Origin of the sequence: Erwinia pyri, assembly GCF_030758455.1 — a bacterium.
In the GTDB taxonomy this organism is placed as follows: Bacteria; Pseudomonadota; Gammaproteobacteria; order Enterobacterales; family Enterobacteriaceae; genus Erwinia; species Erwinia pyri.
Map to the genome: position 1 here is coordinate 88,624 of NZ_CP132353.1, position 17,677 is coordinate 106,300.

Below are 17,677 nucleotides of genomic sequence, written 5' to 3' on the forward strand. Positions count from 1 at the left end.
GTCCCCCTACAGGAGAAGATGATGATAACAATACGCAATTCCTCCCTGGCGCTGGCAGTGGCTGCAGGCGTCCTTTCCACCCCGGCTATGGCCGTGGATTTCACCGGCTACGCCCGTTCCGGCATCGGCTGGTCTGGCAGCGGCGGCGAGCAGCAATGCTTTAAGGCGACCGGCGCAGAGAGCAAATACCGCCTGGGTAACGAATGTGAAACCTATGCGGAGCTGAAACTGGGGCAGGAAGTCTGGAAAGAGGGCGACAAGAGCTTCTACTTCGACACCAACGTAGCCTATTCCGTGTCGCAGCAGAACGACTGGGAATCAACCGATCCGGCTTTCCGTGAAGCGAACGTGAAAGGTAAAAACCTGATCGAATGGTTGCCAGGCTCCACCATCTGGGCCGGTAAGCGTTTCTACCAGCGTCATGATGTCCATATGATCGACTTCTACTACTGGGATATCTCTGGTCCTGGTGCCGGTCTGGAAGATATTGATGTCGGCTTCGGTAAGCTCTCCTTTGCGGCCACCCGCAACACCGAAAGCGGCGGCTCGTTTGGCTACATTGCTGACCAGCGTAATGAACTGCCGACCTCCAACGACGTCTTTGACGTGCGTCTGGCCGGTCTTGAAACCAACCCTGGCGGCGTGCTGGAGCTGGGCGTCGATTATGGCCGTGCCAATGCGCGTGACGGCTACTCGCTGGACGACAACGCCACCAAAGATGGCTGGTTGCTGACCGCTGAGCATACCCAGAGCATCTATAACGGCTACAACAAATTCGTGCTGCAGTATGCGGCTGACTCGATGACCGATCCGGGAACAGGGGCAGCTAACGGCCACTCCAACGGTTCAGCTATCAATAACAACGGCAGCATGATCCGCGTGCTGGACCACGGTGCGCTTGACTTCAATGACACCTGGGGCCTGATGTACGTGGCGATGTATCAGGATACGGATCGTGACAACAACAACGGCACCACCTGGTACACCGTGGGCGTGCGTCCGATGTACAAATGGACGCCAATCATGAGCACCCTGCTGGAAGCGGGCTATGACAACGTGAAATCCCAGCGCACCGGCGACCGCAACGGCCAGTACAAAGTGACCCTGGCGCAACAGTGGCAGGCTGGCGACAGCATCTGGTCCCGTCCGGCTATCCGCCTCTTCGCGACCTATGCCAAATGGGATGAGAAATGGGGTTATGACACCGACAGCGGCGTGAACAATGGTCTGGCTATGAACGATACCAGCGTCCGTACCTTCAGCCGTGGCGATGATGATGAAATCACCTTCGGCGCACAGATGGAAGTCTGGTGGTAAGTGTCCCCTCATCTGCGGCAAGTTGAGTCGTAAAGAAGATGTGCTGGCTGGCGGCAGGCGTGAATGGCTGCCAGCCTTCATGGTGATTTCAAAGGAAACAACAATGAAAAAGAAACTGCTGTCACTGTGTCTCTCCCTGAGCCTGCTGGCTGCTGCGCCTGCAGTGGTCTCTGCGGCCCAGCAGGATGCTGCTAAGGCCCCCACTATTTCCAGCGAGCAGTTACGCAAACTCTCCTGGACACCGCTGGTTCCGCCGGTGACGCAGGAGGTGCAGCTTGGTAGCGGCGGCTCGCAGATCAATCAGGGCGAGATCCAGGGCGCCGTGGGTGCCTTTGCCCTGCCGGCTGACCGTGGTTCGCTGGAGATCGTATTAACCAGCGTGGTGGCAGGCAAAACGGTTTATGCCCCGAACGTGCTGGTACTGGATGAACAGATGCGTCCGGCAGCGTTCTATCCCAGCAACTATTTCCCCTATGAGAAGCCCGGCATCGTCTCCAGCGATCGCCTTGAAGGCACGCTGAAGCTCACTCCGGCGCTGGGGCAGAAGCAGATCTACCTGCTGGTTTATACCACCAGTAAAGATCTGAGCGAGACCACGCAAATGGTTAACCCCGCCAAAGCCTATGCGGCTGGCGTGGGCAATGCCGTACCCGATATTCCCGATCCGGTTGCCCGTCACACCGCAACCGGCACGCTCAGTCTGAAAGTCACCGCAGAGCAGAAGGCGGGGAACGTGATGATTGGGCAGCTCTTCCCATCATCCGACGCCCCGGCGGCCGCCCCTGCGGTGGTAGGCAGTACCCAGGCTGCGGCACCTGCGCCAGCCAAACCTACTGAGCCGATGCTGGATGACTCCGACGCCTGGTTTAACAACGCCATTAAGAAGGCGGTTAAGGCCGGGGATGTGGACAAGGCGCTGAAACTGCTGGATGAAGCTGAGCGGCTTGGCTCGAAAACGGCCCGTAAAACCTTTATCGAGAGCGTGAAGCAGTAAACGGCTGTGATTCAGGGGCCAGGCAGGGGCTTTACCAGCCTGTGTCCCCTAACATTTTCTGAATATTAAGTACGGCCTGATTATTTTCATTGAGTCGGATAGCGGCGTAGACATCAATATTTAACTGCTGCGACTCCTCATCAGTTAACGCACGGTAGCATAACCCTTCCTGATTAAAGGTACATTTTGACTGCGGCATCAGAGCAAAGCCCTTACCTCTGGCGATATGCGTCAGCATAACGAGGGAATCATCAGGCTCTTTGACTTTTTTAAGCGTGACGTTGAGCCTGCTGAAATAGTCTTCGCACTTATCATAAAATGAAGGGTTTGCGCTTCTGGCAAACCAGAAAAGCGGTAAATCACTCACTTCCTGTAGGGAAACCTTCTCGTTGAGACTGGCCGGATGCAGGGCCGGCATAGCCATCAGCAGGGGTTCACGGCAGACCCAGCGGTATTGCACAACATCTTCATGACCCGTGCCTTTCTCTCCCGTCAGGACAAGGTCAAGCGTGTTTTTAGCCAGGCACTGCAGCAGCTGGGCAGAGGTCAGGTTGGGCGTTTCCACGTCATCTTCAGCATTGAGTTTGGTCAGCTGCTTATTTAATGGCTCTACAAATTCAAAGTTCAGCGTGCGGGTAAGGCCGATGCGCAGACGCCCTTCGGTTGCCAGCGAGTCCGCTTTTAATCCATAGAGTTCCGCCAGAATGTTCTCTGCTCTTACCACAAGGGCGCGCCCTGCTTCCGTCAGGCTCACATCGTGCGTACTGCGGCTGAACAGCTGTTCTCCCAGCACGGCTTCCAGACATTTGACCTGGCGAGTTAGCGGCGGCTGGGTCATGCTGAGCCGCTCAGCCGCCCGGCGAAAGTTAAGTTCATGGGCCACAGCCAGAAAGCACTGAAGTTGCTTCACGCTGGGAAGATTGCTGCTGATAAGGTGCGCTGCTGTAGCCATAGAGTCCATCCCGCCATTCAAAGGCGCATTTTAGCCTTTTTTATCTGTGCAGATAAATCACCAATATCACTATCAGAAAAACACCCATTCACAGTAATTCAAAAATTGTATTACACATTTAATAATTCCATCTTCTCACCATATTGCTAAATTCCTCCCGAAATTAAGCACACATCTCAGGAGAGAAAAATGTCATCAAACTATGTTCTGGTATCGCGCTTCCCGCTTAAAAATAAGTTTTCCACTGAAGATTTCTCAGCATTAAAAAACAGTGAAAACACACGTTATTATTTTTGTGAAGAGCAGGGGTTTAATGAACTGCTTGAACTGCGGTCGTTTAAAGATATTAAAGAAATCTCATGGGCAGAAGAGGAAATGGCGTCAATGTTCCATCGTTTCTCTGAAGTTATTGCCGCCGATATCCGTAGAGAACTTCTTAAGTTTGTAGAATCACCCATTGACAACGAAAAAAATCTGCCTGAAACCGCTTATATTCAGTTAAGACATGTTGAGGTTCCGTCTCACAATTATCAAAAATACCGTCAATGGCGCGATGAGACCATTTTCAATGTTGTGAGGGAAAATAAAGATAAAATTAAAAGCTTCGAAGCGTTCCATTCTCTTATCAGCGGCGTTCCGGGCGTGATGTTTATCTCTTCTTTCGATGGAAATAAAGAAGAATACAAAGAGGCCTTTACCAATGCACGGTATCAGGAAATTATTAAACAGGCCGGGGATAATTTTATTACTGGGGGTAATGAAGGTCTTTATACCCGCATCTATCGTGCTTGTTGTTGCTGAGGAAAATTAAATGAACTGTAAGAAACTGGTTGTTGTCGGCGATAAATTCAATGAATTCGCTAACGGGAAAGATGTTTTGACTATTTCTCAGCTTGAGTTATTGACGCAGATTCCTGCTAATATTATCGATAAAGAACATGAAATTATTATCGGCCAAGGCGTCCGTAAAGATTTTGCCGGGAAAGTGATTTCAAATCATGCAAGAAATGCGATTCATGGTAACAAGCTCAAAATGTATTCGCTGGAAAAAATGGTCAATGATAAAAAAAATGTGCATTGCCATAAGAGACTTGAGCAAAACGTCCTTATAGGCTCAGCGGAACAAACTGACCATAACAGCAACCTTTATGCCATGCCCCTGTTGATTGATGAGCGCTGTGAACTCATGTCAGACCATCAGACCGGTCAGCATATTCAGGGCATGTTATTGGTAGAGGCAAGTCGTCAGGCCTTTATTGCCATTACTGAAGAGTTTATTTATAAACAGGACTCCGGACGTTATTACGTCATCAACAGTATGGCGATTAACTTTTCCAGCTTTCTCTTTCCCTTACCGGCCCTCGTCCATTTTGAGTTCCTTGAACAGGATATCAACAATCACCGGGGACGTTTTAAGGCGCAGGTCCGTGTTACTCAGCACCAGACGCTTTGTGCAAGCATGGATGTAGAGTTCACCGTCTACCCTTCAGGATTGATCTCCGAAAAGGAAAAGTCACTGGCTGAAGCGGCCATGCAGGCGGCAGTGGTGGAACAGCAGACACCGGCACAGGAAATGATCCATGCCTGAAATCAGTAGCCAGAAATACCGTTTGGCTGCTACCACGCAGGGGCCGCTTTACCCCCCTGCGGAGGTAATGGACGACAAAGGTAACTTCGTGGTGGTGGGGATGGTCCCCGGGGATAACGGGCTGGCGTGGCGCAAAGTGATTGTTTCGGCAGAGAGTCCGCTTCCTGAGTTCGGTACCACAGCGCCTTACAAAATAGTCCGCGATATTGAAGAGATGTCAGAGGATGAATTGAAGGCAACACTTCTGTACACGCTTCCTCTGCCTGTCCCTGCAAATAATTACGGCATGGTGTTTGCCCCGGAGCAGCGACCGCAGGCAAACAGTGAAACCCGGCCAAGTCTGCCGTTGCATGAAGGATACATTGCTGATTACCGCAGCAGTGATGGCAAACGTCAGATCCCTCCGGTGACGCTGGCAGCCTGGATACAGGCTGAGGGAGAGCTGGAGATAAGGCTTTCGGAAGATCAAAAGCGCGCGCGATTTACGTTTACCTTTCGCAAGCTTGTTCCGGATAGCGTCTATACGGTGATGAGTCTTCGAGAGAATGATTTAGCGGTTGAAGATCCCAGCCGACCAGGCCCGCTGGGGATCCCCAACCTGTTTATTACCGATAGTGAAGGTAACGCAGACTACTGGGCGGAACTGCCCGATCCGTTTCCGGCACATGAACGGCAGGGAAACCGGATTATCAATGTCGTGGTCCTTTATATGAGCACCCGTCAAAGCTACGGCGGCGCTATTGGACTCTATGGCCTAGGTGGCGATATCCATGCCCATTTAAAACTTAAATGCCGTTCTTTTGATGAATTGATTACTTTTGGGTAAGGAGATTATATGCCCTTTGTTCACGTTACGACCTGGCCTGCTAAAAGTGAAAGCGAAATTATAAAATTGCAGGAAGATATTACTTTTGCTGTGCATAAAAATACCGGTGCACCGCTGGATAAAATTTCAGTTGTGATCGTTGAAATTGAGCCTTCGCGCTGGGCAGATGCCGGCGTGCCCGGAAATAATAAGGACTTCCCGACTAAAAGTCGCAGAAAAAATTATGAGGAGTGAATTTTGAAAAATTCAGCCGCTTTTTTTGATGTGGATGAGACAATCATAAATATAAAAAGCATGTTTGATTTTTTTGCCTTCTGGTGTCGGGAAAGAAAAGACCCTGACAAGCTTGACGTTTATATGATGCATTTTCGGAGTGAAGTGAAAAATGGCACCCCCCGGGAAAAAATTAACAGAGATTATTATCGGCAGTTTTCAGGTGTTCGCTATCGTGAGTTAGAAGAGGCTGGAGAAAGGTGGTTCAGTGATAAGTTGAAATCAGGTGTATTTATAGAAAGTGCGGTTTCGGCTTTGAAAAAACACCAGGCCGGGAGTAGACGCGTTGTTTTCATTTCCGGATCTATGCTTCCTGTTCTTTCTCCTGTCGCGAAATATCTTGGTGTAAAAGATATTCTTTGCGCCCCGTTGAAATTAACGGCTGCGGGGATGCTGACTGGTGAAATAGATACGCCACAAACTATTGGTTTCGGGAAAAGGGAAGCGCTAATGACGTTTTGCAATGAAAAAGGCATCGCGCCTGCGGATTGTTATGCCTATGGCGACGATCTCTCGGATATTCCCATGCTCGAAGCAACCGGTCACCCTATTTGTGTGGGGAGATCTACAAACCTTGCCAGTTATGCAACTACACATCGTTGGCCGATTATTTAAATCATTGTTGAGGTAAAAACATGACTTCAGAAAACATTCCGCAAAATATGACCCTGAGGTCATGGCTTGCCCTATTTATCCTGGCTCTTTCAACGTTTACTATCGTCACGACTGAACTTGCCCCCGTTGGTCTGCTGACGCCAATTGCGAAAGGACTCAGCTCCTCTGAATCAGCGGTGGGCATGACGGTTTCACTTTACGCCTGGATTGGCGCACTGAGCGCGCTCTTTGCCTCTGTTTTCCTGGGCAACGTGGCTAAAAAACGCCTGCTGCTAACGCTTACGGTAGTGCTCTTTTTATCGAACGTGCTTGCCGCTACGGTAAGCACCTATACGGCGCTGCTGGCCGCGCGGGTAGTGGGTGCTCTTGCCCATGGGGCATTCTGGGCGATGATCGGTGCGACTGCCGTAGCCATGGTGCCCGCCAGATACATTGGTGCCGCAACCTCAATAGTATTTGGCGGCGTCTCGGCAGCCAGCGTGTTTGGGGTGCCGGTAGCAAACTATATTGGTCTTCACTTTGGCTGGCGACAGGCGTTCTGGCTTATGGCCGTGCTTAGTGTTGTTGCCTTTATCGGCATCACGTTACTCGTTCCCCAAATTACCAGCAAAAGCGCTATTGGGCTGGGGGCATTAAAAAGCGTACTGAAATCATCCACGCTATGGAAAATCTATTCAGCCACTTTACTGACGGTCACAGCACATTTTGCAGCATTCACTTACATTGAACCCTGGCTGCATACGCAACATTCGCTGACCACCTCAATTATTCCGGTTGTTCTTTTCGTTTACGGCATCGCAGGTCTTGCCGGTAATCTCCTTACTGGCATGGTGATCGATAAATATCTCAAGGTAACGGTATCAGCCTCGGTCCTGCTTATTTGCATAGTCCTGGTCTCTCTGGGTTTATCTGGCCCTTCACTCTCAGGCTCTGCTATTTTTGCGGCAATGGTTCTCTGGGGTGTGGCGGTCTCGGGAATATTCGTGGGCTTCCAGACATGGGTTTTGCGGATGGCTGAAGAGAAAACCTTCCCGGCTTCTGCGGTTTACGTCTCATTTTTCAATACTGCAATAGGAATTGGTGCGTCAGCCGGGGCCTGGATGGTATCGGCATTTTCCGTCTCGCTTCTTTATATTGTAGCTGGCGCAGCGATTGGACTCTCCGTGCTGCTGGTTGCCGCTATTCCTGCCCGCGTCACGTCCACACAAACCATTCTGGAGAAATCTTATGAGTCAAACTGATGATCTGACCCGTAATGGCAGAGAGATCATGGACCGCCTTGAGTCAGGACTTGCCGATAAAGTCACCGGGCGATTAAGCGAATTGGATCCCACTCTTCCGGCTTTGATTACCGATTATGCTTTTGGGGCTGTGGTAGGCCGTCCGGGGTTGGATCTTAAAACAAGAGAAATGCTGACCGTGGCCTCGCTGGTGACGCTGGGTAATGCCATGCCCCAGCTCGAATTGCATATGAGGGCGGCGCTGAACACCGGCGTTACCCCGCAAGAGCTGCTGGAAGTCGTGATTCAAATGGCTGTTTATGCTGGTGTTCCGGCCTGTATGAATGGGTTGACGGCGTATCGAGCCGCTATGGCTGCAACCGGACAGACCTTACCCGGACTTAAAAAGGAAAACCCATGAATGAAGTTGTGATTGTTTCTGCAAAGCGCACGGCAACCGGGGCCTTCCTGGGCGCACTGGCCGATCGTTCCGCAGCAGAGCTTGGAAGTCGTGTTATTCGTGCGCTGCTTGCAGACTCTGGCGTGGCGGCCAGTGACATTTCTCAGGTCATTATGGGGCAGGTTTTGACCGCGGGCTGCGGGCAGAATCCCGCACGCCAGTCAGCGCTGAACGCCGGATTACCTGTTAACACGCAGTGCCTGACGGTGAATAAGGTGTGTGGTTCCGGCCTCAAGTCAGTGCATCTGGGCATGCAGGCGCTACAGACTGGTGAAGCAGAGTTTGTGATTGCGGGTGGACAGGAAAGCATGTCCAACGCGCCACATCTGCTGATGTCTTCGCGCACAGGGAAACGCATCGGTGACAATAATATGAAAGACAGCCTGATCTCTGACGGACTCTGGGATGTCTTCAATGATTATCATATGGGTATTACCGCAGAAAACGTGGCAACCCGATTCAATATCAGCCGCGAAATGCAGGATGAATACGCTCTTCTGTCCCATATCAAAGCGCTTGATGCACAAACTCAGGGTATTTTTGAGAGTGAAATCGTTCCTGTAGAATGGCTGACCCCGAAAGGGGAGCCGCGGAGAGTGGACAAGGATGAAGGCCCACGCCAGTCCAGCATCGAAAAACTGATGCAGCTGAAACCGGTCTTTAAAAAGGGCGGCACGGTCACGGCAGGTAATGCTTCCTCTCTTAATGATGGCGCTGCCGCAGTCCTGCTCTGTACCCGAGACACGGCAGTGCTACGCGGGTTACCGATCCTGGCTTCTCTGGGCGCGTTTGCTAACTCTGGAATCGAGCCGGCATTGATGGGAGCTGCGCCGGTACAGGCGATCGCCGACTGTCTCTCCCGTTCGGGCTGGAAACCTGAACAGGTTGAACAACTTGAATCTAATGAGGCATTTGCCGCGCAGGCGCTGGCAGTGATTGCCGGGTCAGGTATCCCCTCTGAACGCATCAATCCGTATGGCGGCGCGATTGCACTTGGCCATGCAATTGGCGCCTCAGGATGCAGGATACTGGTAACGCTGGTACATGGACTGATTCGTAATAATCAAAAGCGCGGCGTGGCGGCGTTGTGCGTTGGCGGCGGGGAAGGTGTGGCGTTGAGCGTCAGTCGTTAAAACAGAAAACGCCCGATGAGCTTCATCGGGCGTTTTCTTACTGAAAGTTTTCAGCCTTTAGCCGGTCTGGCCAGAAGGCCATTATCAGGCATTCACCCCTTTCATCCCCTCCTCAGAGTAACGTCCGCCTTTTATCTCCACGCGCTGATGAATGCCGTTCAGTAACGCAACGTCTGCTTTATCCAGCACGATATCAGCGGCAGCGGCATTTTCAGCCAGATAATGGCTGTGCTTAGTGCCAGGGATAGGGACCAGCTTGTCATACTGCGCCAGCAGCCAGGCCAGCGCAATCTGCCCGGCAGTGGCGCTGTATTTCTCCGCCAGCGGCCGGATAACCTCAAGCAGCTGAGCGTTATGATCCAGGCTGGCCTGCGCAAAGCGCTCATTGTTTTTGCGGAAATCACCCTCTGCAAAATCGCTGTTCTTAAGGTATTTACCGGTCAGGAAGCCTCTGCCGAGCGGCGAGTAAGGAACCAGTCCGATATCCAGCTCTTTCAAAGCTGGAAGGATTTCCTCTTCGATATCGCGGGTCCATAACGAATATTCTGTCTGTAGCGCACTCAGCGGATGCACGGCATGCGCCCGGCGTAGTGTGGATGCAGAGACCTCGCAAAGCCCGATATGGTTTATCTTCCCCTCTTGCACGAGCTGGCTCAGGCACGCCATGCTCTCTTCGATGGGAGTCGCCTGATTTACCCTGTGCAGGTAAAATAGATCGATTCGCTCCACGCCAAGCCGTTTAAGGGAGTCGTTACAGCAGCGGGTAATGTAGTCGGGCTGATTATTGATGGTGCGGGCATAGGCTTTGTCAGGCGAGCGGTCGATGCCGCACTTGGTGGCAATTTTAAACTTTTCCCGTGTCGCCTTATCCAGACCGGCCAGAAAGTGGCCAATCAGCCGCTCGTTATGGCCGCGCCCATAGAGGTCCGCCGTATCGATAAAGGTGATATCCAGATCGATAAGTTTGTGCAGGAGTTGCAGGGAGTTCTGGTCATCTGTTTCGCCATAAAATTCGCTGAGCCCCATGGCGCCATAGCCAACATCACTCACGGTCAGATCCTGAGAAAGATTTCGGGTTTTCATCGTGTCTCCTTTTGTTGAGTCCCCCGATTGTTCCACTCCGCTGACCGTGACTGAATTCCCATTTTCGTGATGCCAAAAAGGTATCACCCCACTGAAATTACGCCTGCCAGCGCTGCAACGCGCGGCGAAGCTGGCGTGAAGAGGAGAAACCGGCGGAAAGGGCGGCTTTCTCAGCGCCTTCCCCCTGCTGTAAACGCTGCTGCGCAACCGCTATCCGCAGCTGCTCGTGATAATCCCGCACGCTGATCCCCAGATGCTGCCTGAACAGGCGCGTCAGATGGCGCGGGCTGACATGCACCCGCCCGGCTATTTCCTCCAGTTGCCACTCCTGCTCGGGATGCACTACCAGCAGGTCCTGCGTGCGATGGATAGCGGGATGCATATGGTTGCGGTAGCGCAGCCACGGCGAAAGCTGCGGATCGTCTCCCGAGCGGCGGAAGTAGATCACCATTTCCCGCGCCACGTTCAGCGCCGTTTGCGAGCCGCAGAGCTGGTGGATAAGGTGCAGGGAGAGGTCGATGCCTGCGGTGATCCCGGCGCTGGTCCAGATGCCGCGATCTTCCACAAAGATGCGGTTTTCCTTAACGATAGCGGCAGGATCGATCTTTTTCAGCCGCTCCGTCACTTCATGGTGGCTGGTGCACTGCACGCCGCTCAGCAGACCCGCTTTAGCCGCAAGAATGGCCCCTGAACAGATGCAGATCAGCGTGATGCGCTGCGCATGGATATCCGGCTGCTGCCGCATCAGCCAGTGACGCGCCGCGATGCCCTGCGGCGTGTCAAAGCAGGTAACCGAGTCATGCACGCCGGGCACCACCAGCAGACTGCCTGCGGGAAGCCTGTCGGGCAGCGGCTCGATGCGGCTGATGGTCATATCGGTGGAGGTGGTGATGCTCTCCTCCGGGCCGAAATAGCGCAGCGCAAAGGCGCCGCCTGCCAGCTTCAGCGTCTCTGCCGGGCCGGTCACATCCAGCGAGACAACGCCGGGCACCAGCAAAAACCACACCTGGACACTCATATTATGGCAGCTCCTGCAGGCACTCCTCCACGCTCTGAACGGAGGCGAAACGGTTGATCAGCACCGCTTCAGTACGGTGACGGATGTCAGCGATACTTAACGTGATGCGGTTATGGCAAATCGGGAAGGTTAGCGTCGCTTCGGTCACAAACGTCACCTTATAGCCAAGATCTGACGCGACGCGGGCGGTGGTTTCACAGCACTGTTCGGTGCGCAGGCCGCAGATAATCAGATGATCCACCTGCTGTTCCTGTAACCACGCCTGTAGCCCGGATTCGGTCAGGGCATTGTGAACGCGCTTATGCACCGTCTTCACCGCTTTATGGTTCAGAAAAGGCAGGCGCACCACCAGACCGGAGTCCCGCGAGAACGGACCCTCTTCCTCCTCATGGAACACATCCACAATCGGGATACCGCGCACGTGGCAGCCGCCGATCAGCGCGGAGAGGCTGCGTTCAAAGGCGGGCATCTCGACGGTTTCCTGATAGCCACGATGATAGAACGACTGCTGGGCGTCAATCACTAAAAGCACGCTGTTGGACATTTCTGGACTCCTGACTGAGTGGGTGTAACCCAATGATGGCGGGAAACAGCAGGGCAAAGAAGGCCAAAAACGGACATCATGGTGTCGGGGCGGGACGAGTGTGTGCATAGTGCTGACGCCTCTGAGGCATAAGGGCAACCAGCCAGATTACATCCATGATCATCTTCTTGCAGCCACAGATAAACTCCATACAGGGATACTTACATCCTGGCTACACAGCCTACTTGCGACGCGCTGTTGCAGCACGCGAACAATACCCCCACATTTGTTATCTCTATTGTTCCTGTGCTGAATATCCTGCAGGATAGTGTGTAAAGGAATTGACCGGCGGTTTACTGACATTCCGCCTATAGCTCCCACCAGCAATTGTCAGGGAACAGGAAATCCGACCCATGTCTTTTATTGATTTAGCTGTAGATTGTCTGAAGCGGGATGGTGTGATCCTCGTGCCCACCGATACCCATTATGCGCTGGCCGCCAGTCCCTTCAGCGCTTCAGCTGCGCAGCGTTTAAGTGAGATGAAGGCGCAGAAGACGGAGCAGGCTACCCTGTGCGTGACCGGCATCAATAACCTGCTGCCGTGGGTGACGCTGAATGGCTGGCAGCGCGAACAGCTACACTTTTTCGCACAGCGCTACTGGCCTGGTCCGTTAAAATTCCTGCTACCGAAGTCCGACCGAGTGCCCGAGAACCCGCTAATGTCGGGGTCGTCTGTGGCTGTGCTGTGCAATCACAATAGCTTGTTGAATGCGACCATCGACGCGCTGGGACATCCCCTGATGGTGCTTCCCGCCAGTGTAACGACTGCCTCTGACGGGCTGGTCAGCATGACGGCCGCGCGTGACAATTTTGGCGCACTGGTGGATATGGTAATCCCGTCCAATAATCGCAACCAGTGTTCCCACGCAACGACCTTTGTCAGCCTGCTGGACAATCGCGTCGAGCTTTTACGCCGTGGCGATGTGATTATCGAACCTGAAATGTCGATGGCTTAAGCCAGTTCGCGTAGCAGGCCGGCCTGTAAATCGTTAGCAAAATGTCGCACCCGCGAAGAGAGCGTTTTTTCTGACTTGAAAACCATCCATGCCTGATACGTATCCATGCGCCAGCCGGGCAGCAGGCGTACCAGTTTGCCGCTGCCGACCGGCTCGCGCGCCATATAATCAGGGAGATAAACAATCCCGGTGCCCGCCAGCGCGCAGCTCATCAACGCCATGCTATTATTGGCGCGAAAACGGCTTCTTACCTCAATATCGATTTTTTGTTTTTCTTTGCGGAAAGGAAGCGAAATTGTATGGGCCGAACCCCGGAATAAAATATAGTCGTAGCGCGGCAGATCCTCGGGGTTTTCAATTGCATCATACTGGCTGATATATTCCGGAGTGGCATATAATCCCCAGCTGATATCAGTTAATAGCTTAATAAATGGATGGTCAGGCGGCTGACGACTGATAATAATACCAATATCATACTGATCTTCAGTAATGTTTAACGGACGGTCGGTTAAATCCAGGTCGGCACTGACATGAATATTGCCGGAAATAAAGTGATTCAACGCCGGAACCACACACTGATAGCCAAAGGTGAACGGGGCAATGATATGCAGGTTACCAATAGGCTCTTCATGAAAGTTTCGAATAAACCGTTCGGCGCTGTTCAGCTCATTAAGTATGCGATAGCAATATTGATAATAACTCATCCCTAATTCAGTCACTTCAATGCTCCGCGTTGTGCGGTTAAGCAATTGCGCGCCCAGGCGTACTTCCAGCTGAGCGATTTCACGGCTGACGGATGACTTAGATAATTGAAGCAGGCGGGCGGCTTCAGTAAAACTTAATGTCTCTACGACGCGGGCGAAGGCAGCCATAGAAACCAGATTTTCGACATTATTCATCAGAAAAATTGATTATTGTCATCAGATTGTGCAGGTACATTAGCACAAAATTCCTCTGCTATCTGTGCGTTTTTGCAGAAGTAAACAGAGTTTTTCACTGTCTTTTCATCGTAAGCTGATAGCTTCTGATTGTTTCATTACTGAAATAATGCTGAACACTTGCCCGATGGGCTAGGAAGATAAAATCCCACTGGTTAGGATGTATTTCCCCAACCAGAGGTGAAAGTATGAAAATAATTTCCAGCGACTTTAAAGATCAAGAGACATTGAGCAAGAAACAAGAATTTAATGGCTTTGGCGGCAGCGGAGATAATATCTCTCCCCAGCTGAGCTGGGAAAACATTCCGGCAGGTACTCAAAGTTTTGCCGTTACGGCTTACGACCCCGATGCGCCAACCGGCAGTGGTTTCTGGCACTGGGTGGCATTTGATATTCCCACCGAAGTTAAATCACTGGCCGAAAATAGCGGAAATACGGCAGAAGAAAACCCGTACTCATTTACGCAAAGTCATAATGACTTTGGCCTGCCGGGTTACGGTGGGGCTTGCCCGCCAGAAGGAGATAACGCCCACCCCTATATTTTCACTGTTCATGCACTGGGTGTGGATAAATTAGGCATTGATCAGCACACACCTAATGCCGTGGCGCGTTTTTTGATTCACGCCAATAGTCTGGCAAGTGCTTCTTTAACGGGTTTTTATCAGCGCTAATCAGGTAAAACTATTGTGAAACGTTTTTTACTCACCGGGCTATGGGTGATTACCGTAAAGCCGGAAAATATCTGTTAATCGCGGTGTTGTTACTGGCTTTACTTTGGTTATTTACCCGAAAAGTGACCAGTAAAGAGGCGTTTATTAATGCCAGCGTCACGCAAATTGCCTCCCCGATCCCAGGTACGCTGGCCTGGCGACCGGGACAATATCCCGGTGCCGGGGTGACCAAATCCCAGCTGCTGGTCGCCATTGATGCCTTCACGGCAGGTCAGGACGGCGGCGGAAACGGGTACGCGCAGAAGGAAGGCCAGCCGAAGGGGATCACCTTTGATGCCCTGTCCCGATTGAATTAACACGCGCCAGAAAGCCCACTGTTGTCATTCTGGAACAATAAGCCGCCAGACGGGATTAAACGCGGTCCGGCGTCGGGAACGTATCTGCCCATGGTAATCTTTAACCCTGATTTTAGTGATTATTAAGAGGCCAGAGAGATGGGACAAACCATTACACAAAAAATTCTCGCACGCGCCTGTGGACGTGAAAGTGTGACGCCGGGTGAAGTGGTTTGGGCAAAAGTGGATATTCTGATGTCACACGATCCCTGCACTCCCGGCGTTGCCAGCGTATTTAAAAAAGAGTTTGGTGCCGATGCCCGCGTATGGGACCCACGCCGTTTTATTATGATCCCGGATCATTTTGTCTATTCTGCCGACCCGCAGGCCAATCAGAATATTCGCGTGATGCGTGAGTTCGCCGCCGAGCAGAATATTCACTACTTCTATGATGTTGGCACGCCGGAATATAAAGGCGTCTGCCATATTGGCCTGGCCGAAGGCGGCCATGCACGTCCGGGCGAAGTATTACTCGGCACGGACTCACATACTGTCACCTCCGGCGCGTTCGGCGCGTTCGCCATTGGTCTGGGGATCACGGATGCCGCTTATGCGCTCGGTACCGGTGAAATTCCGCTGAAAGTGCCTTCCAGCATCCGGGTGAACTTCACCGGTGTTCGTCCTGCCAGCCTGTTGGCTAAAGATATGATCCTGGCGCTGCTGGCCGAGTTAACGGTGGACGGTGCCACCTATGAAACTATTGAGTTTGGCGGTAACGCCACTGATGAACTCTCTGTCGAAGAGCGGATGACACTCTGCAATATGGTGGTCGAGTGTGGCGCCAAGAATGGAATCATGGTGCCGAATCAGGCCACGCTGGACTATCTGGCAAAGCGTACGGATGTGCCTTTTACCGTGGTCAGGCCGGATGAAGATGCTGTCTACAGCCGGGTAGTGAACATTGACGTCACCAGGATGCAGCCGAGAATTGCCCGTCCGCATTCGCCTGATAATGTCGTCGCCATCGAGCGGGTGACCAACGTGGCGATTTCTCAGGCTTATATTGGCTCCTGCACGGGCGGCAAGCTGGAAGATTTTATTGCGGCGGCAAGGGTGATCAAAGGCAATAAGGTAAAGATTCCGACCTATGCCGTCCCGGCCACCAAAGAGGTGTTTCACAATATTATCACCACGCAAATTGACGGCGTTTCGGTCTACCAAATCCTTAGCGATGCCGGGGTCAAGTTGTCAGCAGAAGCGGGCTGTGCCGCCTGCTGCGGCGGACCGGCGGACACCTTTGGCCGCATTAACGATCCGATTTCGGTGATTTCCACCACAAACCGTAATTTTATCGGTCGTATGGGGCACAAACGGGCCAGCATCTATCTGGGCTCACCTTATTCCGTGGCTGCCGCCGCCGTAAATGGCTATATCACTCACCCGGAGATTTACTTATGAGTGCATCAACCACAGGCACCATCAGCGGCGTTGTTTATGTGTTGCAGGATAACATCGATACCGATCAGATCCTGACCGCCGAATACCTTAAGGTCAATCCTTCTACATCGGAAGGTTATGCACAATTGGCGACGCTGGCGATGTGCGGATTGCCCGAGGATGCCTTACCCTTCATTGACGAGCAGAGTGGGAAATCGAAGTATCCAATTATTGTTGCCGGTAAGAATTTCGGCTGTGGTTCCTCGCGCGAGCACGCCGTCGTGGCATTAGGCGCTTCCGGTGTAAAAGCGGTACTGGCCCAGTCCTATGCACGTATCTTTTTCCGCAACTGCGTGTCCACCGGACAGGTATTGCCGGTCGCCACCGCAGAACGTTTATGCGATGAATTGCAAACAGGCGATGAAATCGCGATTGATATTGAACAGCAAACCATCACCGTGTTGAAGAATGACCGCAGAGTCGCCAGCGAACCGGTGGGAGAACTGGCCAATATTGTCGCTGCAGGCGGACTATTTTCCTATGCTCGTGCAACCGGCCGTATTAAATAATAATAATCTTTAGCCATCAATCGATGGCTATTTTATATCAATAGTCGCGAGTTGAATTTTCTTATTGCTGGATTTAAAGCCAAGCAAAATTTATGGGCATCTGCGCTAAGATTAAAAATGAAAGCACTTATAATTTCCGTAACGAAGACGCGATGAAGAATTATTCGGAATACTTCACTGTTATTGTGCCGGGCTTTGTTACCGAGGTTTAAAATTAAACACTTTTGGTAGCCATTCACGGTTAGCTGTACAGGGTACTTAAATTAATTAAACTATGCCGATTTAATGGCAGGTCTTTCTGCACCTGCCATTTGCTTTTCCTGTCGTCAGGAAAGCCAGTAAGTAGCGATAAACTAAATAATGTCAGCTATCCTCCGACATAACGAGCAAAGATCCTGCAACAACGATAACCTCAATGCACTCACAGGAATGCCAGGTACCGCAGTAGTGCCGACAAAACTACCTGACGAGAGAAAACGTCATTTCCCATCAAATCAGGGTTTCGAAAAGGCATTCTTTGCTGCCTTCTGATAATCGATGGTGATAACGCTAATCTCCGCTGCTGGCACTTGGTAGCCCCGGATGATTGCATGTCCGCTTAGAGCGAAGAATGGACGTTAGCCTTGAAAAAGTATTCTAAAGACTATTTGGCAATGGTCTGTCAAATTTCTATACGTAGTGCACGGCATGGCTATGCCTGAGGCGGCCG

Annotated in this window: 20 protein-coding genes; 15 read left to right on the forward strand and 5 right to left on the reverse strand. The window is 51.9% G+C overall.

The genetic code is table 11. From position 1 onward, the window contains the following. Positions 1 to 18: 18 nt before the first annotated feature. Together Q3V30_RS00400 and malM are read left to right on the forward strand one after the other, a co-directional pair. Positions 19 to 1,317 (forward strand): maltoporin, encoded by a 1,299-nt coding sequence (locus Q3V30_RS00400; RefSeq protein ID WP_428979225.1) that lies wholly within the window; start codon positions 19 to 21, stop codon positions 1,315 to 1,317. 103 nt (positions 1,318 to 1,420) lie between these two features. Beyond that, on the forward strand, positions 1,421 to 2,311 hold the full coding sequence (gene malM / locus Q3V30_RS00405) for a maltose operon protein MalM (RefSeq protein WP_306209404.1): 891 nt from the start codon (positions 1,421 to 1,423) through the stop codon (positions 2,309 to 2,311). Positions 2,312 to 2,342: 31 nt separating this feature from the next. On the opposite strand, the gene Q3V30_RS00410 is transcribed toward malM, so the two are convergent. Next, positions 2,343 to 3,263 carry a LysR family transcriptional regulator gene (locus Q3V30_RS00410; RefSeq protein ID WP_306209405.1) on the reverse strand — a complete coding sequence of 307 codons (921 nt, stop codon included), beginning with the start codon at positions 3,261 to 3,263 and terminating at the stop codon, positions 2,343 to 2,345. A 189-nt stretch (positions 3,264 to 3,452) separates the two neighbouring features. Between Q3V30_RS00410 and Q3V30_RS00415 the strand changes: the two genes are divergently transcribed. From Q3V30_RS00415 to Q3V30_RS00450, 8 genes are read left to right on the forward strand one after another with little or no spacing between them, the layout of a single operon-like run. Continuing rightward, entirely contained in the window at positions 3,453 to 4,064 is a 612-nt protein-coding gene (locus Q3V30_RS00415; RefSeq protein ID WP_306209407.1) for a hypothetical protein, read from the forward strand. A gap of 10 nt (positions 4,065 to 4,074) precedes the next feature. Continuing rightward, the gene (locus Q3V30_RS00420) at positions 4,075 to 4,851 is read left to right on the forward strand and encodes an AfsA-related hotdog domain-containing protein (protein ID WP_306209409.1); all 777 of its coding nucleotides are present in this window, start codon (positions 4,075 to 4,077) and stop codon (positions 4,849 to 4,851) included. Beyond that, positions 4,844 to 5,677: a hypothetical protein gene (locus Q3V30_RS00425; protein ID WP_306209411.1), complete on the forward strand. Its 834-nt coding sequence runs from the start codon at positions 4,844 to 4,846 to the stop codon at positions 5,675 to 5,677. Before Q3V30_RS00420 ends, Q3V30_RS00425 begins: the two co-directional genes overlap by 8 nt. Positions 5,678 to 5,686: 9 nt before the next feature. Beyond that, a complete protein-coding gene (locus Q3V30_RS00430) occupies positions 5,687 to 5,911 on the forward strand; it encodes a tautomerase family protein (RefSeq protein ID WP_306209413.1) in 225 nt (74 codons plus the stop codon). Between the two features lie 3 nt (positions 5,912 to 5,914). Continuing rightward, complete coding sequence (locus Q3V30_RS00435) at positions 5,915 to 6,565, forward strand: HAD family hydrolase (protein WP_306209415.1); 651 nt, start codon at positions 5,915 to 5,917, stop codon at positions 6,563 to 6,565. A gap of 20 nt (positions 6,566 to 6,585) precedes the next feature. Next, positions 6,586 to 7,806 carry an MFS transporter gene (locus tag Q3V30_RS00440; protein ID WP_306209417.1) on the forward strand — a complete coding sequence of 407 codons (1,221 nt, stop codon included), beginning with the start codon at positions 6,586 to 6,588 and terminating at the stop codon, positions 7,804 to 7,806. Next, positions 7,793 to 8,206 (forward strand): carboxymuconolactone decarboxylase family protein, encoded by a 414-nt coding sequence (locus Q3V30_RS00445; RefSeq protein ID WP_306209419.1) that lies wholly within the window; start codon positions 7,793 to 7,795, stop codon positions 8,204 to 8,206. Before Q3V30_RS00440 ends, Q3V30_RS00445 begins: the two co-directional genes overlap by 14 nt. Then, positions 8,203 to 9,378, forward strand: a complete 1,176-nt coding sequence (locus tag Q3V30_RS00450) for an acetyl-CoA C-acetyltransferase (protein WP_306209420.1) — start codon at positions 8,203 to 8,205, stop codon at positions 9,376 to 9,378. The genes Q3V30_RS00445 and Q3V30_RS00450 overlap by 4 nt, the downstream gene beginning before the upstream one ends. 84 nt (positions 9,379 to 9,462) lie before the next feature. On the opposite strand, the gene Q3V30_RS00455 is transcribed toward Q3V30_RS00450, so the two are convergent. The 3 genes from Q3V30_RS00455 to Q3V30_RS00465 form a co-directional block, all read right to left on the reverse strand. Next, complete coding sequence (locus Q3V30_RS00455) at positions 9,463 to 10,461, reverse strand: aldo/keto reductase (RefSeq protein WP_306209422.1); 999 nt, start codon at positions 10,459 to 10,461, stop codon at positions 9,463 to 9,465. Positions 10,462 to 10,558: 97 nt separating this feature from the next. Next, positions 10,559 to 11,479 carry a GlxA family transcriptional regulator gene (locus Q3V30_RS00460; RefSeq protein ID WP_306209424.1) on the reverse strand — a complete coding sequence of 307 codons (921 nt, stop codon included), beginning with the start codon at positions 11,477 to 11,479 and terminating at the stop codon, positions 10,559 to 10,561. A 1-nt stretch (position 11,480) separates the two neighbouring features. After that, a complete protein-coding gene (locus Q3V30_RS00465; protein ID WP_306209426.1) occupies positions 11,481 to 12,023 on the reverse strand; it encodes an isochorismatase family protein in 543 nt (180 codons plus the stop codon). Between the two features lie 392 nt (positions 12,024 to 12,415). Here Q3V30_RS00465 and Q3V30_RS00470 point away from each other — a divergent pair, with 392 nt between their 5' ends. Then, positions 12,416 to 13,018 carry an L-threonylcarbamoyladenylate synthase gene (locus tag Q3V30_RS00470; protein ID WP_306209428.1) on the forward strand — a complete coding sequence of 201 codons (603 nt, stop codon included), beginning with the start codon at positions 12,416 to 12,418 and terminating at the stop codon, positions 13,016 to 13,018. On the opposite strand, the gene Q3V30_RS00475 is transcribed toward Q3V30_RS00470, so the two are convergent. Continuing rightward, on the reverse strand, positions 13,015 to 13,917 hold the full coding sequence (locus Q3V30_RS00475; protein WP_306209430.1) for a LysR family transcriptional regulator: 903 nt from the start codon (positions 13,915 to 13,917) through the stop codon (positions 13,015 to 13,017). The genes Q3V30_RS00470 and Q3V30_RS00475 overlap by 4 nt on opposite strands. Before the next feature lie 227 nt (positions 13,918 to 14,144). On the opposite strand from Q3V30_RS00475, the gene Q3V30_RS00480 reads away from it, so the two are divergent. From Q3V30_RS00480 to Q3V30_RS00495, 4 genes are all read left to right on the forward strand, one after another. Beyond that, entirely contained in the window at positions 14,145 to 14,627 is a 483-nt protein-coding gene (locus Q3V30_RS00480; protein ID WP_306209432.1) for a YbhB/YbcL family Raf kinase inhibitor-like protein, read from the forward strand. A gap of 41 nt (positions 14,628 to 14,668) precedes the next feature. Beyond that, positions 14,669 to 14,983, forward strand: a complete 315-nt coding sequence (locus tag Q3V30_RS00485) for a hypothetical protein (protein WP_306209433.1) — start codon at positions 14,669 to 14,671, stop codon at positions 14,981 to 14,983. A gap of 138 nt (positions 14,984 to 15,121) precedes the next feature. Next, positions 15,122 to 16,420 (forward strand): 3-isopropylmalate dehydratase large subunit, encoded by a 1,299-nt coding sequence (locus tag Q3V30_RS00490; RefSeq protein ID WP_306209435.1) that lies wholly within the window; start codon positions 15,122 to 15,124, stop codon positions 16,418 to 16,420. Beyond that, positions 16,417 to 16,968 (forward strand): LeuD/DmdB family oxidoreductase small subunit, encoded by a 552-nt coding sequence (locus tag Q3V30_RS00495; protein WP_306209437.1) that lies wholly within the window; start codon positions 16,417 to 16,419, stop codon positions 16,966 to 16,968. The genes Q3V30_RS00490 and Q3V30_RS00495 overlap by 4 nt, the downstream gene beginning before the upstream one ends. The last annotated feature ends 709 nt before the right edge of the window (positions 16,969 to 17,677 follow it).

Excerpts from the sequence above, each read along its gene's own strand:
- Q3V30_RS00400 (WP_428979225.1), top strand. The coding sequence starts at position 19 with ATGATGATAACAATACGCAATTCCTCCCTGGCGCTGGCAGTGGCTGCA.
- malM (WP_306209404.1), top strand. The coding sequence starts at position 1,421 with ATGAAAAAGAAACTGCTGTCACTGTGTCTCTCCCTGAGCCTGCTGGCT.
- Q3V30_RS00410 (WP_306209405.1), bottom strand. The coding sequence starts at position 3,263 with ATGGCTACAGCAGCGCACCTTATCAGCAGCAATCTTCCCAGCGTGAAG.
- Q3V30_RS00415 (WP_306209407.1), top strand. The coding sequence starts at position 3,453 with ATGTCATCAAACTATGTTCTGGTATCGCGCTTCCCGCTTAAAAATAAG.
- Q3V30_RS00420 (WP_306209409.1), top strand. The coding sequence starts at position 4,075 with ATGAACTGTAAGAAACTGGTTGTTGTCGGCGATAAATTCAATGAATTC.
- Q3V30_RS00425 (WP_306209411.1), top strand. The coding sequence starts at position 4,844 with ATGCCTGAAATCAGTAGCCAGAAATACCGTTTGGCTGCTACCACGCAG.
- Q3V30_RS00430 (WP_306209413.1), top strand. The coding sequence starts at position 5,687 with ATGCCCTTTGTTCACGTTACGACCTGGCCTGCTAAAAGTGAAAGCGAA.
- Q3V30_RS00440 (WP_306209417.1), top strand. The coding sequence starts at position 6,586 with ATGACTTCAGAAAACATTCCGCAAAATATGACCCTGAGGTCATGGCTT.
- Q3V30_RS00445 (WP_306209419.1), top strand. The coding sequence starts at position 7,793 with ATGAGTCAAACTGATGATCTGACCCGTAATGGCAGAGAGATCATGGAC.
- Q3V30_RS00450 (WP_306209420.1), top strand. The coding sequence starts at position 8,203 with ATGAATGAAGTTGTGATTGTTTCTGCAAAGCGCACGGCAACCGGGGCC.
- Q3V30_RS00455 (WP_306209422.1), bottom strand. The coding sequence starts at position 10,461 with ATGAAAACCCGAAATCTTTCTCAGGATCTGACCGTGAGTGATGTTGGC.
- Q3V30_RS00460 (WP_306209424.1), bottom strand. The coding sequence starts at position 11,479 with ATGAGTGTCCAGGTGTGGTTTTTGCTGGTGCCCGGCGTTGTCTCGCTG.
- Q3V30_RS00465 (WP_306209426.1), bottom strand. The coding sequence starts at position 12,023 with ATGTCCAACAGCGTGCTTTTAGTGATTGACGCCCAGCAGTCGTTCTAT.
- Q3V30_RS00470 (WP_306209428.1), top strand. The coding sequence starts at position 12,416 with ATGTCTTTTATTGATTTAGCTGTAGATTGTCTGAAGCGGGATGGTGTG.
- Q3V30_RS00475 (WP_306209430.1), bottom strand. The coding sequence starts at position 13,917 with ATGAATAATGTCGAAAATCTGGTTTCTATGGCTGCCTTCGCCCGCGTC.
- Q3V30_RS00480 (WP_306209432.1), top strand. The coding sequence starts at position 14,145 with ATGAAAATAATTTCCAGCGACTTTAAAGATCAAGAGACATTGAGCAAG.
- Q3V30_RS00485 (WP_306209433.1), top strand. The coding sequence starts at position 14,669 with ATGGGTGATTACCGTAAAGCCGGAAAATATCTGTTAATCGCGGTGTTG.
- Q3V30_RS00490 (WP_306209435.1), top strand. The coding sequence starts at position 15,122 with ATGGGACAAACCATTACACAAAAAATTCTCGCACGCGCCTGTGGACGT.
- Q3V30_RS00495 (WP_306209437.1), top strand. The coding sequence starts at position 16,417 with ATGAGTGCATCAACCACAGGCACCATCAGCGGCGTTGTTTATGTGTTG.